The sequence below is a fragment of the Brevibacillus borstelensis genome (assembly GCF_036700025.1).
In the GTDB taxonomy this organism is placed as follows: domain Bacteria; phylum Bacillota; class Bacilli; order Brevibacillales; family Brevibacillaceae; genus Brevibacillus; species Brevibacillus borstelensis.
Genome location: NZ_CP144922.1, coordinates 3,794,472 through 3,810,561 on the forward strand (window position 1 = coordinate 3,794,472; position 16,090 = coordinate 3,810,561).

Genomic DNA, 16,090 nt, shown 5'->3' on the forward strand with positions numbered 1-16,090 from the left:
CCGGAATGGGGCTTTCAGGTTGCAGACAAACTCCCTCGCTGAACGAACAGCAGAGGGAGTTTGTTTAATAATTTGATGAAAATACCGAAGGTGTTTTGATCGTTCACCTTTTGGCGACCTGATTTCCATAGCCAGGTCGCCATTTTTTTCAAGTTCATGGCAGCGAAAACAAGCATCGCCTGCATCGTGACCTTCTCCAGTCCTCGTAAGGTCGTCCAACGCATGCCATGCTTTTCCTTCATATCAGCGAATACACGTTCAATCGTTTCTTTCCGTTTGCTATAGATTTGTTTGTTTTCCTCGGTATGCCGGAGGTGGTCTACCTCTTCGAGGTAATCAGCCCAGATGTGGCGACTCACTCTCTTTGTGTAGTCTTTACTTTCCGTGCATTGTTTCAAGAACGGACAACTTCGGCAAACTTGAGAATTTGATCGATAGATACGGTACCCATCCTTGTTTGTTGTCTCATATGTTAAGATTTGCTCGTTCGGGCAGATGTAGCAGTCGAAATATTCATCATACACATATTCGTGCTTTTTAAAAAAACCTTCTTTGGTGCGTGGTCTTGTGTAGGGCATAACGGGGCGAATCTGGTCATCAAGGAGTGTTTTACTGATGTAAGGCGTCTTGTATCCCGAGTCCACTGCCACAGCTTGAGGCTGTGCAAACGTCTTTCGCACTTGATTCAAAACATCCTCAAAAACCTGACTGTCATGCACATTGCCTGGCGTTACCTTGGCACCAAGCACAAATCCATTTCGATCACATGCTGTATGAAAACTATAAGCAAATACACGTTCCTTTTCCCCTTTTACAAACAATCCGCAATCCGGGTCAGTTGTGCTGACTTTCACCTCCTTCTTCGAAGTTTCTGTCTTTTTTTCAAGGGGCTTCTTTCCATGTGCAATACGATCCTGATTGATTTCTTCGTCCAGCAGCTCTTGATATTTCTTCGCTTGTTCTTCAACGATTTCTTTCACGTATTTATGCTTATTCGCACTGGCTTTTACATGCGTAGCATCAATGAAAAGCACATCAGGCTTCACGAATCCATGATGAACCGCCTCCTCCAATATTCGAAGGAAGATCGACTCGAAGAGTTGAGTATCCCGAAAACGGCGAACATAGTTCTTGCCTAGGGTCGTGAAATGGGGAATGGGCTGACTGAAATCATAGCCAATAAACCACCGATAGGCAACATTGGTTTCGATCTCTTTAATCGTTTGTCGCATGGAACGAATTCCAAAAATATATTGGATGAAAGCAATTTTAACTAAGACTACAGGGTCAACACTGGGTCTGCCATTGTCATGACAGTAGAGGCTTTCCACCAAGTCATAGATGAACGAAAAGTCGATTGCATTTTCAATTTTTCTTACGAGATGATCTTCTGGCACCAACTCATCTAGCGAGAATGCAGATATCTGATAACGCCCTTCGGCCTCTTGCTTATTAAGCATAATGCCACCTCTAAAAAATAACTTTTGAAAACGTAACATGTTCTATATTCAACAAAAAAGCCTGCAGACCCTGTTCCTTACGGAACTTTGTCTACAGGCTGAAAGCCCCGGAATGGGGCTTTTTCTGTATCAACTATACAACTCTACTGTTCGACAACATGTCGGTATTCATTGAGTTTGTCAGGCGAAAACGCGGAGTAATACATAGAGGCCAGGTCAGCAACATAGACAGATTTTCCGTCTTGCGACCATCCGATTACCCGGATATTGTCAATGGCAGACAAGTAGGGACTCCATTTATTCTCTCCGATTCCTCCGAAAGGATAGAGAAAGCTGCTCGGCTCCTTTTGATAGCGGATCATCATGTAGCTGTCCTGGGCATTGGAGGGGCGGAAAAACCATTCCGCTGCGAAAGCATGCCCTTTCGGCGACCAGACAATCTTGTCGATGAATTGCTCCATGATCGGCAGATGGGACTGTTTTTGCTGCATTACTTTTTTGCCTGTTTGAAGATCAAGGAAATACTCCTCGTTCTGTGTTCTGACATACTTGTACTTCATGTCACTGGAATACGACGGAAAAGCACTTAGCTTGTGCTCGTATTTGAGCCCGGTCGGAAGGTCGAGCTCCTTGTAGGCGGCGTTCGTTTTATAAAACAGCTTGCGCGATGTCGGCATCCAGTACAGGCTTTGAACATCCCGGCTGTAGCTGGGAGTCATCGCAAACCGGTCATTTATTTTCATTTTCAGAGTGGGAACATGCTGCAGATACAAGTGATACCGCACCTGCTCATCTGTGCCTTTCAGGTCCTTTCGGATAAAAGCGAGATATTCTTCATCAGGTGCAACCAGGAAGTCTGTGATCGGATACGCAGCGGATGCGTGCACCAGAACCTTCTTTTTCCCTGTTGCAGGCTCGAACAGCACCAACTGTTCGTTTTCCAGCATATACAACAGATCTTTGCGGGGAGACCACTTGGCGAAGCCGGGGAGCTTCACCAGCTTTTTTGTCTGCAAGTCGTAGAGATACGGGACGGTTGCATCCTGTTTCGAAAAGCCGATTTTCTCCCCGTAAACGTAGCGGCCCGATGGGGAAATAGCGGCTCTGTGCATCGCCGGCATCTGACCTACAGCCTTGATTGCTCTGCCGTCACCGCTTATTTTGTAAATTTCTGTTGGCGGCTCCTGGGGTTTGGGGGATGGCTGAACGGCCGAGGCCGCGGGAATCGAACCGCCGAGCAGTAATGCCATTGTCAAATAAGTAAGCAATAATCGCTTCATGGCAGAGTGACTTCCTTTCTCGTTATGTGTATCGTTTTTCCAGCTCTTTTATAGACGCCCTACTTCCCTGTTTGTTTCACTTCCACTGCAAAAAGATCTGGCAACGGCCTTCTCTGGTCGGCAGAACATAAAAAGAGCGCCTGTCGCGCTCTTTTTCATGCTTGTCTATTGATGTGACTGCCTGCTATTCCAATTCTTCGGCATCCACGATATTTCGTTGTTTGTCCGCATGCCGCTCCAGACCGAGCGTGACCAGTCTGTCGATCAGTTCGCTGTAGCTGATACCGGACTCCTGGAACAGCAACGGATACATGCTGAATGGCGTAAATCCGGGCATTGTGTTCACTTCGTTGATGTACAGGCGATCATTGGCTTCGTCCCAGAAGAAGTCAACCCGGGATAGGCCCGAACCGTCCAAGGCGCGGAATGCCGTTTTCGCCATTTCTGCCATCCGCTCGGCCACATGAGCGGGCACCTCCGCCGGTATCTGAAGTTCTGTACCCGCACCCTTGTATTTTGCTTCGTAATCGTAAAATTCTTTGGCTGCAATGACTTCACCTACCGCAGAGGTAAGCAGCTCCTCATTGCCGAGCACGCCGATCTCCAGTTCGCGTGCCTTTACAGCCTCCTCCACGACCAGACGGCGGTCAAACCTGGCTGCCAGGTTCATCGCTTCGATCAGTTGATCGCGGTCCTTCGCTTTGCTGACTCCCACACTGGAACCCATATTGGCCGGCTTCACAAAACAAGGGTAGCCCAGCTTCTCTTCGATCTGCCTGATAGTCTCTTCCTGCTTTTGTTCCCACTCGGAACGCAGCACGCCAACATAGTTTACTTGAGGCAAACCGGCCTGGGCAAACACGTTTTTCATCATCCATTTGTCCATCCCTACCGCAGATGCCATCACTCCGGCACCTACATAAGGGATATTTGCCAGCTCAAGCAACCCCTGAATCGTCCCGTCTTCCCCGTTTGGTCCATGTACGACGGGAAAAATCACGTCAATTTCCTGCCCGATCGAAAAGACGGATGCTGGACGAACGGCGGCTACAAGCTGCCCTTCCGCTGAATCTTCTGGCTGCTGACTGCCTCCGTCCGACAAGCGCAGCGAATCAACCGCTTCCGGCAATTGTCCGGACAGCGTCGCTCCTTTTACCCAGCTGCCGTCCAATTGTACGTAGACCGGCATGATCTCATATTTATCAGCATCAACCGCCTTCATAATAGACATGGCGGTTCGCAGCGAAACTTCATGTTCCGAGGACTTTCCTCCGTAGATGATTCCAAGTCGTATTTTGTTCCCCATGAACCTTTGCTCCTTTCGCCTCTGCGCGGGCAGAGAGCCTACCCGTATCTCATTCTCTCCCATGGTATGCAAACGCCCTATTTTCTTCTACTCACAAGGCTAATCCATCATCCAGCATACACAATCCCCCTCTCAAATACAAGGGACGTCACGAAAGCACCGCCTGACATTGCTCCTCATATTCTGTAACCAAACAGACATGGAGAATCCTTTACGGGAGGTATGTCCATGAGGGATTATCTGCTTTTTTGCAACTACTGCCGCATGTTTACGCTGCTCCACAGCTACAATCGGGAGACGGGCATGTTTTTAGGCGAGTACTCCCTTTTGCACAACGAGTACACCCGCAACAGCATCGTTCTGAATCGATTTTTACTGGCTCATGTCGGGCATGTGATGCGAGTGATCCCCTCCAAAACAGAGGAATTCCAGGAGATTATTTGCACGGCCGCCCATTTTCTGCAGGACGATATCGACAAGTTCGTCGAGGAAAGTCTGGCGCTTGAAAAATACAAGGAGAGAGATCGGCGAAGCGAACGGGAAATCGGGTTGGTCCAGTTGTATATACTGGAGCATCTGCTCGTACACGAACTGGAAAATATCACGGAGATTCGCGCTTCAACCCCGGCAGAAGGACAAGTTCTGCTCGGCAGGGAGCTCGGTCTGAAACGCGCCCTCGAGCTTCTCAGGAGCGCGCTGGCGGAAAAACAGGCACTGGAGTAGGCACTCTTCTTGCAACTTTGCCAGCTAGAGATACGTATAGATTGATAGAGAAATAGCCGCAGGGAGGTCGTGCCATGTTTGAATACAAGTTCGTCCGCGTCGAGTTGTCCCCTTTCCGCCGCCGTCCCAAGCAGGATTATCAGGCGATTGTAGCCGAGCACGCCAGACAGGGCTGGAGATTAGTACAGATTTTCGCTCCGGCAACAGGCGGCGAGGGTGCCGCCATGTACTTTGAACTTATCTTTGAAAAGCAAGCTTCCTCGTCTTGAGGTTCTGCTTTTAACGCTAAAAAGAACGGGACATACGCTCCCGCTCTTTTTTGTTGCCTACCGCATGGCTATTTTCGATCGCGCACTTCAAAAATGGCGAATTTCAAGTAATGGGCTTCTTCTGCGCCGCTGATTTGCGGATGGTCTTTTCCCGCTCCCCGCCATTCGATCAGCCGCAAAATTTTCTTCGCATCCACCGCCGCTTCTTGAATCGTTTCCAAAAAGAGCTCGGGAGACATGTGATAGGAGCACGATGCGGTCACCAGAAACCCTCCCGGCCTCACCAGCTTCATCCCATGCAGATTGATGTCTTTGTACCCGCGGCAGGCACCCTTAACCGCTCCCCGTGACTTCGCAAACGCTGGCGGGTCCAAAATTACGACGTCCCATGAACGCTTGGCCTCTACGCTCTCCCGCAAATAGTCGAAGGCATTGGCTGTGACAAAATCGACACGATGCAGGAAACCGTTCAATGCGACATTCCGTCTGGCTGTCTCAATCGCAAGTTCGGAAATATCGAGGGCCGTCACTTTTTTCGCACCGTGCTTGCAGGCGTTCAACGTAAAGGAACCGGTATGGGTAAAGCACTCCAGCACTTCCGCTCCATCCCAAAACGGATTTTTGACGATTTTCCCCCTGCGGTCTACAGGGATAAGCATCTTTTCCCCATCTACGTCCACTTCCTGCATCGTAATTCCGTGAGCCTCTCCCCAGCCTTTCATCAGAGGAGCGATTGCCGCACGATTTTCCCGTTGGTCGTAGAAAAATCCGGTTTTTTGTCCCTCTACGATATCGACTACATACTTTAATCCATTCTCTTCGATCGTCACTTCCCGCGGACATTTGCCATACATCACTTCTTTGCTTTGGGTCAGGCCCTCCAGCTCACGGACAGGCACGTCATTTCGCAAATAGATGCCCGTCGGCGCAAATACCTCAACCAATGCATCCCGAATCCATTCCCGGCGCATTTCCATCCCGAGCGAAAGAATTTGGACGACCAAAATGTCTTCGTAGCGATCGACGATCAATCCTGGCAAAAAGTCTGCTTCTCCATAAATCACCCGGCAGGCCCGCGGATTATCCACAAATCGGGTACGAAACTCGGCAGCTTGTCTGATCCGGCGCAGGAAAAAAGAATAGTCGATCGTTTCCTGCGGGTCGTAGCTGAGAATGCGCACGATCATTTGCGAGGAGGGGTTGATATATCCTTTTGCCAAAAAGTGACCTTTGTGGTTCGTCACTTCTACTATATCCCCCGGTTCGACCTCTCCTGCAATTTCCATAACCTCTGACTGAAAAATCCACGGATGCCCCGTTTCCAGCCGTTTTTTCCTGTGTTGATGAAGCTTCACTTGTGCCACTTGGTGATCCTCCTTGTCATGCTCGTCTCGGTACAGGCATAGCGTAATATATAACCCGACAGGTAAGGAGGATCGCTTGTGATCGGTGCTGTCCTCGCTCCCTTTACGTTTGGACTGAGCTTTTTTCTATTGGGTATGTACGCCATGCGAACCGGCTTTCAGAATCTGGCCGGCAAACGCATGGCTGATTGGCTAGCCCGTTTTACCCGTACTCCTGTGCACAGCTTTTGGGTGGGGCTGCTTTCCACCTTTGTCCTGCAGAGCTCCAGCGCGGTAACCGTCTTGACCATCGGACTTACGCACGCAGGCATGATCGGCTTTGCCCAGACTGTGGGAATCATTCTCGGAACGAACGTAGGGACGACCGTAACGACCGAATTGATTGCCCTTCGCCTCGAGTCTTTTGCCGTACCGATGCTGCTGGTAGGTGTGGCCATGTGGCTTCTGCCGCGCCGGCTGCCGCGCTGTATCGGGCTGGTCGTAGCTGGCTTTGGCTTGATATTTCTCGGCATTGACACGATGCAGGTCATGGCCGGACCGCTCCAACAATCCGATACGTTTCGCGCCTTGTTCCTGGAAAGCAGCCATTCCATCTGGCTCGGTTTACTCACGGGTACGATTTTCACGGCGTTGATCCACAGCAGCTCGGCTACCACTGCGATCACGATGGGGCTGATGTCCCATCACATTCTTTCGATGGAAACGGCCTTGGCAATTGTGCTGGGTGCCAACATCGGCACGTGCTTTACCGCAGTGATCGCGAGCTTTGGAACAAATGCGGCGTCCAGACAGGTGGCGTGGTGCCATACCTTGTTCAACGTTGCCGGTGCTCTCCTGTTTTTGCCGTTTCTTTCTCAGCTTGCCCTGGTCAGCGCATTTTTAACGGATAGTCCTTCGATGCAGATCGCTCACTCGCAGACGATCTTCAATGTCATCTGCTCGCTGGTTGCCCTGCCCTTTACTCGTCAAATTGCTGCGTTCGTCAGGTGGATGGTCCCTGACAAAAAAAGGACGTAAACACGTATCTCCGAAAATTCAGAGTGAGAAAGGAATTAAATAAATGGCGGTGACAACTCCGGCCATAATCATCGCTACACTGGAGGCAGCGGTCTGGACTTGGGAAACGCGGTTCAGACTCGCCGTTCCGATCGCATGCGCACTCGTTCCGACGGCAATACCGATCGCCCAGTCATCTTTTACCCCGACTAGCGCAAGCAGCGGACGGGCAAAAGCGATGCCGACAATCCCGGTCAGCGCTGTAAAGAATGCGGCCAATGCGGGGACTCCGCCGATGTTTTTGCTCAGCTCAACCGCGATCGGTGTCGTGACCGATTTGGTCAGCATGCTTTTTGTCAGCACATCATCCGTTCCAAACAGCAAGCCCACTCCAAAGACAGTGAGTATCGCGACTGCGCAGCCAGCCCCGACGCCAAGCAGCACGCCCCGCCAGATGTGGGCAAATTCGCGTATCTGTTTGGCCAGGGGAACAGCAAGCGCCACTGTGGCCGGGCCTACCCAGAAGGAAATCCAGTCTCCCCCCAGCCGATAAGCATCCCAGTCGCCATTGATGACCCACCAGATAAACCAGGCGCAAACCGATGCCACCAAAACGGGCTGGATAATAGGAAAACGCGCAGCGGCATACATCGCCATCTTATAGGCCGCCAGCGTTACGATTATCGCAAGCAATGGACTAAGCATCCAGCGACCTCCTCTCTGCTTCTGCCGGGGTCGGAGCAGCCGTCTTTTCCCGTTTCCGATCCAGATACCATTGGATCACCTTCCCGGATACAATCATGACAAAAGCGGGCCCCAGCACCATCGCCAAAATCAGCGGCAGCGGATTTTGCGCTACTGTCTGTAAATAGGATGCGACTCCTACCAGAATCGGCACAAAAAACAGCATCATATGGCGAATCAGCAAATGACTTGCTTCTTCTACCCAATCCAGCTTGACAACCCCGATGATCAGGGCAAGCGTCAGCAGGAGCATTCCCAGAAGGTTTCCCGGCAGTGGAATGTGAAGCCACTGGCTCGCCATCGTTCCGATCCCATAAAAGGCGAGCAGCAAAATGATGCCTTTGATGGTCTTCACGAAAACTCGCTCTCCTCTCTCCTTATCTGATCTCCCTATGACAAACAACTGTGCCCGGCTTAGGGCAAACACGCCTTGCCGGGCTGAAATTCCGTTAGATGGTGACATCTGTTGCAAAAGTATAACAGAAAACAGACTGCAGCAGCCTCGTAAAAGAATAAAAAAGCCTGACCATCAAACGGTCAGGCTTTCCGTTGTTTAGTAGCCGCTTCCCGCTGCTTCCCCACCGTTTACAATCGCGATACCGGAGCTGGCGCCGATGCGAGTGGCTCCTGCTTCGATCATGGCAAGTGCTGCAGCACGATCACGGACACCGCCGGAAGCTTTTACACCTACTTCGGGCCCGACCGTTTTCCGCATAAGTGCGATATCTTCGACAGTCGCGCCGCCCGGACCAAAACCGGTAGAAGTCTTTACGTAATCTGCTCCTGCTTCGACGCACAGTTTGCAAGCCGTTACTTTTTCTTCCTCGGTCAAAAGCCCCGTTTCCAGGATCACTTTCAGGAGTACATCGCCACAAGCCTCCTTCACGGCGGCTACATCCTGCTTGACGGCCTCAGGATCACCTGATTTGAGTGCACCGATATTCAGGACCATGTCAACTTCCGTCGCACCGTTCGCAATCGCATCGCGGGTTTCCGCTGCCTTGGCTGCCGTCGAGTTTGCCCCGAGAGGGAATCCGATGACCGTGCACACCTTTACATCCGTTCCCGCCAGCAGTTCGGCAGAGCGTTTGACCCAGTAAGGATTTACGCAAACCGAGGCAAAATCATGTTCTCTTGCTTCCGCGCACAGCTTGTCAATCATCGCAGCGGTCGCATCAGGCTTTAACAGGGTATGGTCGATATACTTGTTCAATTTCATATTCTTACACCTCAATCCCGAAATGGTGCAAAGCTAGGCGAAGCACTTTATCGTTGTTCCGGTACCCGCGCTTTTGCTGCAGCGCCCATGCTTCATCCGGAGAATGCCAGTGGACGGCGTTGATCTCTTCCTCCTGAACAACGATCTCGGTAGAATACGCTTCTACCAGATAATAGTGGACCTCTTTATTGACCAGTTCTCCCGTGACAGGATGATGGTAGTCGTAATAGATGGTGTCCAGCTTTTCTCCCAGACGCCCTCTCACCCCAGTCTCCTCCAGTACCTCGCGGAGAGCTGTTTCCTCAATCGTTTCCCCTAGTTCCTGCTTCCCTTTGGCGAGTGTAACTTTTCCGTAGCGATCTTCTATCAGCATGATCAGCAGGTTGCTGTCTGTTGCTTGGTAGACGACGCCGCCAGCAGAGATTTCCTTCATCCCACGTGTTCCTTCAACTGCATCGGGATCGGTGTGTCCAGAACACGGACAAACGTGCCTTTGCAGTATTCAGAGCCTGCTTCATCCAGCCGTACCTTGCAAATCTTGCCGATCATGGATTCATCGCCAGGGAAAACGAGATTGAGATAATTGTCCGAATACCCCATCAAGAGGCCGCTTTCGGGCGCTTCTTTGTAAGGACGCTCAGGAATAACCTCCAGGACCTCTCCGACAAATTGCTGGGCGTATTGAAGCGTCAGCTCTCGGTTCAGCCCCAGAAGCTGGGTTACGCGCTCGTGCTTGATTTCTTCCGGAATTTGATCGGTCATCCGTGCCGCTGGAGTACCTGTCCGCATCGAGTACGGGAACACATGCAGCTCGGCAAAGCCGATCTTTTGAATGAACTCGTATCCATTGCGGAATTGCTCGTCCGTCTCACCTGGGAAGCCGACAATCACGTCTGTTGTCAAAGCAACGCCAGGCAGCGCCTCGCGAACCTTGACCATTTTTTCATAAAACTCTGCCGTGGTGTATTTCCGGCGCATCCGTTTCAACACGTCATCGTCGCCGGCCTGAAGCGGTACGTGCAGATGGCGCACGACGCGGTCTGAATGATTGATTACGTCGATCACTTCATCCGTGATTTGGCTCGCTTCAATCGAACTGATGCGGATGCGCTTCAAGCCTTCTACCTGATGCAGGTCGACAAGCAGCTTGGCCAGGTTGTAATCTTCCAGATCTTCCCCGTAGCCGCCTGTGTGGATACCGGTCAAAACGATCTCCAGGTACCCCGCCGCAACCAGCTGTCTCGCTTGCTCAAGGACACTTTCCGGTTTGCGGGAACGCATCAGGCCCCGCGCCCATGGAATAATGCAGAAGGTGCAAAAGTTGTTGCAGCCCTCCTGAATTTTCAGCGAAGCCCGCGTGCGGTCGGTAAAGTTGGGTACGTCCAACTCCTCGAATTCGCGCGCTTTCATGATGTTTGCTACTGCGTTGATCGGCTTGCGCTCAGAACGGATCTGATCCACATACTCGATCAGCTTCTCGCGCCCCTGAGTTCCGACAATGATGTCTACTCCCGGAATTTGAGCGATTTCGCTCGGGGAGGTTTGCGCATAGCAACCGGTAACAGCGACAATGGCGTCAGGATTGCGGCGGATCGCACGGCGAATGACCTGACGGCTCTTCTTGTCTCCGGTGTTGGTAACTGTACATGTATTGATAACGTAAACGTCTGCCTCATCCTGTTCAAAATCAACCCGCTCGTAGCCACTGTTTTTAAACAGCTGCCAGATCGCTTCCGTCTCGTAGCTGTTCACTTTACAACCCAATGTGTGGAAAGCAACCGTAGACATTGCGCCTCCTCCTTTCACTCTATCCATAAACGATTGAAATTTTTTATGATTGGCCCAAGGTACGCTCAAACTGATAAGATGCCGCCGCCAGCACGTATTGGCAAGCTGTTTCCGTCCGCAAGATACGGGGACCAAGGGAAATGGACCGGATTCCGGCAGCTTCAGCCGCTGCTACTTCCTCCGGGGAAAAACCTCCCTCCGGTCCGATCAGGACCAGCAGCGAGTCGCCCGGCATCAGTGCCGGCAAAACCTCATGCAGTGTTGTACCGCCTTCTTTTTCGTATGCAATCACCGCACGGGTGTAGCGCGATGATTCCTCCACGATCTGTCTGAACGTGACTGGTGCCAGCAGCTCCGGCAAGATACTGCGATGCGACTGTTCCGCCGCTTCCTTGACAATCTTGCGCCAGCGGTCCAGCTTCTTCGCCTCTTTCTTGGCGTCCAGCTTGACGATGGTCCGCTCGGAGGAAAAAGGAAAAAAAGCGAACGCTCCCAATTCCGTTCCCTTTTGCAGGACCCACTCCATCTTTTCACCTTTTGGCAAACCCTGTCCAATCGTGATCTGCACCGGGAGCTCCCGCTGTTCGCGAAGCAGCTCCACAACAGTTGCCACTACTTCCTTGCCGGACAAGGAATCGATGCGAACAATCGCGGAACGTCCTGCTCCATCGCTGACGATGATCTCCTCGCCGCTTTTTGCCCGCATCACATTTACGATATGATGAACGTCATCGCCTGTAATGGTGACCTCTCGTTCGGAGAACAGGTGCGGCTCGACAAAATATCTTTGCATCCCGCTAACCTCACTATTTTATCTTTTTTTTGCTGTAATGGCTACCCAATCATCAATGAAAATGGTTTCCACGATCTCCAAACCGGATGCAGCCATCGCGTTTTTCACTTCTTGCGCTTTGGCTTCGATGATGCCTGAGGCAATGAACGTTCCCTCCGGCTTGAGTACGCGGTAGACGTCATCTGTAAAACGAACGATGATCTCAGCCAAAATGTTGGCGACGACGAGGTCTACCGGTCCATCGACGCCTTCCAGCAGGTTGTTCTGTCTGACCGTAATTTTCTCATCGACTCCGTTCAGCTCCGTATTGGCCTGTGCGGAACGGACAGCCACCTCATCCAAGTCCATAGCCAAAACGTGCTCAGCACCCAATTTGACCGCTGCGATGCTGAGAATAGCCGTACCGGTCCCGACGTCAAATACGCGGTCCCCCGGCTGCAGATATTTTTCCAAGGCCCGCAGGCAAAGAATGGTGGTAGGGTGTGTACCCGTTCCAAAAGCCATTCCCGGGTCCATCTCGATGATGACTTCATCCGGACTCTTTTGCTGATACTCTTCCCAAACCGGCTTGATCGTCATGCGATCGGAAACATGCACCGGCTTATAGTACTTTTTCCAGGCGTGGGCCCACTCGTCTTCGTGAACATCGTTTACGGCAATCGTGCCCTTTCCGATATCCAAGCCATAACCTGTCAACTCGTCCAGCTGCTGTTTCAACTCGCTCAGCATATCTCCGAGCGTACTGCTGTCTGCCGCCAGATACGCTTTGACGAATACGCCCTCGGCCGGAAAATCATCCGGGGATAGCTGGTAGATCTCACCAAATGGGGTATCCCAATCGCGATGCAGCACCTCCGGGTCTTCGATCACAACCCCGTTGGCTCCCATCTCGTATAGAAGATTGGACACTGCATCTACTGCCTCCGCTGTAGTATGGATACTAACTTCAGACCATTTCATGAACTACCAACTCCCCATTTACTCTTTTCCTTGGGCAAAACTACTCTCCGCGAAATGCGCGTTTCATTCTTTCAAAAAAGCTCTCGTTGTCTTCCGATGCCGGATGTCCAGGCGACTCGCCCGACAGCTCCGCAAACTCCCGGAGCAGTTCTTTTTGCCTGTCTGTCAGCTTTTTTGGCGTGACGACGCGCGCCTTTACATGCTGATCCCCGCGGCCGTTTCCGCGCAAGAACGGCACACCCTTCCCGCGCAGGCGGAAAAAGGTCTCCGATTGTGTACCAGCCGGGATCTTCAGCTTGACACGACCGTCAACAGTCGGTACCTCGATCTCGTCTCCCAGTGCCGCTTGGGCAAAGGTAATCGGCACCTCGCAGTAAATATCGTTCCCTTCACGTTCAAAAAACTCGTGCGCTTTTACCCGTAAGACGACGTACAAGTCTCCCGGAGGCCCCCCGTTGAAGCCCGGCTCTCCCTCGCCGGAAACGCGAAGCTGGGCACCGTCATCCACACCGGCCGGTATGTTGAGGTGAATTTTGCGGCGAATCTTGACCCGACCTGCGCCTTTGCAGGAGGTGCATTTCTCTTTGACGACCTTCCCTTTGCCCTCGCAGGTCGGACAAACGCGCCGGTTGACGATCCGTCCAAACGGCGTATTCGCGGCCACTTCCTGCTGACCCGTCCCCTTGCACGTATGGCAGGTTTCAACGCCGGAACCCGGTTTGGCTCCGGAGCCGTGACAAGTATCGCACTCGGCTTCTTTCGGAATCTCAACATCTGTCTCTTTTCCGAAAACGGCCTCCGTAAAATCGATGGACAGCCCAAACTGCAGGTCCGAGCCTTTGCGCGGAGCATTTGGATTGGCACGTCTGCCGCCGCCAAAGAACATGTCGAAGATGTCGCCAAAGCCGCCCATATTGTTCGCGTCGAAGCCGCCAAATCCACCGCCGCCGAAGCCCTGATTCGGGTCCTGGTGGCCAAAGCGGTCATACTGGGCGCGAGCTTGCGAATCGGACAGAACGTCGTACGCTTCCTTTACTTCCTTGAACTTCGCTTCGGCATCCGCCTCTTTATTCACATCGGGGTGGTACTTGCGAGCCAGTTTGCGGTACGCCTTCTTGATTTCCTCGGTATCCGCATCCTTGGAGACTCCCAGTACCTCGTAATAATCCCGTTTCATCTCCTGAATCACTCCCATGACAGTCAACTGTTATCATAGCATGTGACAGACTCGAAAAAAAGTCAAAGTCAGCGTTCCGTGACTTTGACTTCTTTTCTCGCTATCATTCGCTTACTTCTTGTCGTCGACAACCTCGTAGTCAGCGTCTACGACATTCTCTTTTTTCGCATCGCCGGATGCATCCTGGGCACTGGCTCCCTGTGCGGCCTGAGCTGCTTGTGCAGCCTGCTCATACAGTTTCACGGAGATTTGCTGAATGATCTGGGACAGTTCGTCCTTGGCTGTCTTGATCTCGTCCAGGTTTCCACCTTCGAGTGCCTTTTTCACCTTATCCTTGGCTTCATTCGCTTTATCGATTTCAGCCTGATCTACCTTGCCTTCTACTTCCTTCAAGGTTTTCTCGGTAGTGAACACGAGCTGGTCGGCTTCATTGCGGACTTCTACCGCTTCTTTGCGCTGTTTGTCGGCCTCGGCGTTCAATTCGGCCTCTTTTACCATGCGTTCAATCTCTTCATCGGACAGACCGGAGTTGGAGGTGATCGTAATGCGCTGCTCTTTGCCGGTACCCATATCCTTCGCGCGAACGTTTACGATGCCGTTGGCGTCGATATCGAAGGATACTTCGATTTGCGGGATGCCGCGAGGAGCCGGCGGGATATCGGAGAGCGTGAAGCGGCCGAGTGTTTTGTTGTCTGCCGCCATTTGGCGCTCCCCTTGCAGCACGTGGATTTCCACGGATGTCTGGTTGTCGGCAGCCGTAGAGAACACCTGCGATTTGCTGGTCGGAATCGTCGTATTGCGCTCAATCAGCTTCGTAAATACGCCGCCCAGCGTTTCAATACCGAGAGACAGCGGGGTTACGTCAAGCAGAACAACGTCTGTCACGTCACCGGTCAGAACGCCCGCTTGCACGGCAGCACCCAGTGCGACGACTTCATCCGGGTTGACACCTTTGTGCGGTTCTTTGCCGGTAAACTTCTTGATCGCTTCCTGTACGGCCGGAATCCGGGTAGAGCCCCCTACGAGGATAACGCGGTCAATTTCGTTTGCGGAAAGACCCGCATCCTGCAGCGCCTGACGGGTTGGGCCCATCGTGCGTTCCACGAGGTGAGCGGAAAGCTCTTCGAATTTCGCACGGGTCAGGTTGAGTTCCAAGTGTTTCGGACCAGTTGCGTCTGCTGTGATGAACGGCAGAGAGATCGTGGTCGTCAAAACGCCGGAGAGGTCCTTTTTCGCTTTTTCCGCAGCATCCTTCAGACGTTGCAGAGCCATGCGGTCTTTGGACAGATCGATACCGTGCTCCTTCTTGAACTCGCTCACGAGGTAATCGATAATCACCTGGTCAAAATCGTCACCACCGAGCTTGTTGTCGCCGGAAGTTGCTTTTACTTCGAAGAAGCCCTCTGAAAGCTCAAGAATCGAAACGTCAAACGTACCGCCGCCCAGGTCGTATACGAGGACAGTCTGGTCTTCCGTCTTTTCCATTCCGTATGCCAGTGCAGCCGCAGTCGGCTCGTTCACGATCCGCAGAACTTCCAAACCGGCGATTTTGCCGGCGTCCTTGGTCGCTTGGCGCTGGCTGTCGTTGAAGTAGGCTGGAACCGTAATAACTGCCTTGGTGACCGTTTCACCGAGGTACGCTTCCGCGTCGGCTTTCAGCTTTTGCAAAATCATCGCCGATACTTCCTGCGGCGTATACTCTTTTCCTTCCAGTGTCACCTTGTGGTTTGTCCCCATGTAACGCTTGACTGACATGACGGTGTTGTCTGGATTGGTGATCGCCTGGCGTTTCGCCGCTTCACCTACGATACGCTCGCCATTTTTGAAAGCAACTACGGAAGGTGTGGTACGGTTGCCTTCGGGATTGGGGATAACGACAGGCTCGCCGCCCTCCATAACTGCTACGCAAGAGTTTGTTGTTCCCAAGTCAATACCGATTACACGACTCATACTGTAAAATCCTCCTCACGACTTCACTCACTAGTTATTCATGCTTGCTGTATGACGCTAA

The 16,090-nt window shown here is 52.1% G+C and carries 16 protein-coding genes; 3 read left to right on the forward strand and 13 right to left on the reverse strand.

Going from position 1 to position 16,090, the window contains the following annotated elements:
* Positions 1 to 14: 14 nt before the first annotated feature.
* The 3 genes from V5G20_RS18305 to V5G20_RS18315 form a co-directional block, all read right to left on the reverse strand.
* On the reverse strand, positions 15 to 1,460 hold the full coding sequence (locus V5G20_RS18305; protein ID WP_024985259.1) for an IS1182 family transposase: 1,446 nt from the start codon (positions 1,458 to 1,460) through the stop codon (positions 15 to 17).
* A gap of 143 nt (positions 1,461 to 1,603) precedes the next feature.
* Positions 1,604 to 2,740, reverse strand: a complete 1,137-nt coding sequence (locus V5G20_RS18310) for a hypothetical protein (RefSeq protein ID WP_003390647.1) — start codon at positions 2,738 to 2,740, stop codon at positions 1,604 to 1,606.
* Positions 2,741 to 2,924: 184 nt separating this feature from the next.
* Positions 2,925 to 4,046, reverse strand: coding sequence for a D-alanine--D-alanine ligase (locus tag V5G20_RS18315; RefSeq protein WP_024984570.1), 1,122 nt, complete (start codon positions 4,044 to 4,046; stop codon positions 2,925 to 2,927).
* Positions 4,047 to 4,274: 228 nt separating this feature from the next.
* Between V5G20_RS18315 and V5G20_RS18320 the strand changes: the two genes are divergently transcribed.
* Together V5G20_RS18320 and V5G20_RS18325 are read left to right on the forward strand one after the other, a co-directional pair.
* Positions 4,275 to 4,769 (forward strand): hypothetical protein, encoded by a 495-nt coding sequence (locus V5G20_RS18320; protein WP_003390653.1) that lies wholly within the window; start codon positions 4,275 to 4,277, stop codon positions 4,767 to 4,769.
* A 74-nt stretch (positions 4,770 to 4,843) separates the two neighbouring features.
* Positions 4,844 to 5,038, forward strand: a complete 195-nt coding sequence (locus V5G20_RS18325; protein WP_003390655.1) for a DUF4177 domain-containing protein — start codon at positions 4,844 to 4,846, stop codon at positions 5,036 to 5,038.
* A gap of 68 nt (positions 5,039 to 5,106) precedes the next feature.
* Here the strand turns inward: V5G20_RS18325 and V5G20_RS18330 are convergent, their stop codons facing one another.
* On the reverse strand, positions 5,107 to 6,402 hold the full coding sequence (locus V5G20_RS18330) for a class I SAM-dependent rRNA methyltransferase (protein ID WP_003390657.1): 1,296 nt from the start codon (positions 6,400 to 6,402) through the stop codon (positions 5,107 to 5,109).
* Between the two features lie 78 nt (positions 6,403 to 6,480).
* On the opposite strand from V5G20_RS18330, the gene V5G20_RS18335 reads away from it, so the two are divergent.
* Positions 6,481 to 7,419 carry a Na/Pi symporter gene (locus tag V5G20_RS18335; RefSeq protein WP_338461698.1) on the forward strand — a complete coding sequence of 313 codons (939 nt, stop codon included), beginning with the start codon at positions 6,481 to 6,483 and terminating at the stop codon, positions 7,417 to 7,419.
* 18 nt (positions 7,420 to 7,437) lie between these two features.
* On the opposite strand, the gene V5G20_RS18340 is transcribed toward V5G20_RS18335, so the two are convergent.
* The 9 genes from V5G20_RS18340 to dnaK all read right to left on the reverse strand — a co-directional run bounded on the left by V5G20_RS18340 (position 7,438) and on the right by dnaK (position 16,029).
* On the reverse strand, positions 7,438 to 8,103 hold the full coding sequence (locus V5G20_RS18340; protein ID WP_024984571.1) for an LrgB family protein: 666 nt from the start codon (positions 8,101 to 8,103) through the stop codon (positions 7,438 to 7,440).
* Positions 8,096 to 8,497, reverse strand: a complete 402-nt coding sequence (locus V5G20_RS18345) for a CidA/LrgA family protein (protein ID WP_311067606.1) — start codon at positions 8,495 to 8,497, stop codon at positions 8,096 to 8,098. Before V5G20_RS18345 ends, V5G20_RS18340 begins: the two co-directional genes overlap by 8 nt.
* A 198-nt stretch (positions 8,498 to 8,695) precedes the next feature.
* The gene (gene deoC, locus V5G20_RS18350) at positions 8,696 to 9,361 is read right to left on the reverse strand and encodes a deoxyribose-phosphate aldolase (RefSeq protein WP_338461702.1); all 666 of its coding nucleotides are present in this window, start codon (positions 9,359 to 9,361) and stop codon (positions 8,696 to 8,698) included.
* A 4-nt stretch (positions 9,362 to 9,365) separates the two neighbouring features.
* Positions 9,366 to 9,794: an NUDIX hydrolase gene (locus V5G20_RS18355; RefSeq protein ID WP_171506859.1), complete on the reverse strand. Its 429-nt coding sequence runs from the start codon at positions 9,792 to 9,794 to the stop codon at positions 9,366 to 9,368.
* Positions 9,791 to 11,149 (reverse strand): tRNA (N(6)-L-threonylcarbamoyladenosine(37)-C(2))-methylthiotransferase MtaB, encoded by a 1,359-nt coding sequence (gene mtaB / locus V5G20_RS18360; RefSeq protein ID WP_031932412.1) that lies wholly within the window; start codon positions 11,147 to 11,149, stop codon positions 9,791 to 9,793. Before mtaB ends, V5G20_RS18355 begins: the two co-directional genes overlap by 4 nt.
* 43 nt (positions 11,150 to 11,192) lie before the next feature.
* Positions 11,193 to 11,942, reverse strand: coding sequence for a 16S rRNA (uracil(1498)-N(3))-methyltransferase (locus V5G20_RS18365; protein WP_003390671.1), 750 nt, complete (start codon positions 11,940 to 11,942; stop codon positions 11,193 to 11,195).
* An 18-nt stretch (positions 11,943 to 11,960) separates the two neighbouring features.
* Entirely contained in the window at positions 11,961 to 12,902 is a 942-nt protein-coding gene (prmA, locus tag V5G20_RS18370) for a 50S ribosomal protein L11 methyltransferase (RefSeq protein ID WP_003390673.1), read from the reverse strand.
* Positions 12,903 to 12,942: 40 nt separating this feature from the next.
* Entirely contained in the window at positions 12,943 to 14,079 is a 1,137-nt protein-coding gene (dnaJ, locus tag V5G20_RS18375; RefSeq protein WP_003390675.1) for a molecular chaperone DnaJ, read from the reverse strand.
* A gap of 111 nt (positions 14,080 to 14,190) precedes the next feature.
* Positions 14,191 to 16,029, reverse strand: coding sequence for a molecular chaperone DnaK (gene dnaK / locus V5G20_RS18380; RefSeq protein ID WP_003390677.1), 1,839 nt, complete (start codon positions 16,027 to 16,029; stop codon positions 14,191 to 14,193).
* Between the last annotated feature and the right edge of the window lie 61 nt (positions 16,030 to 16,090).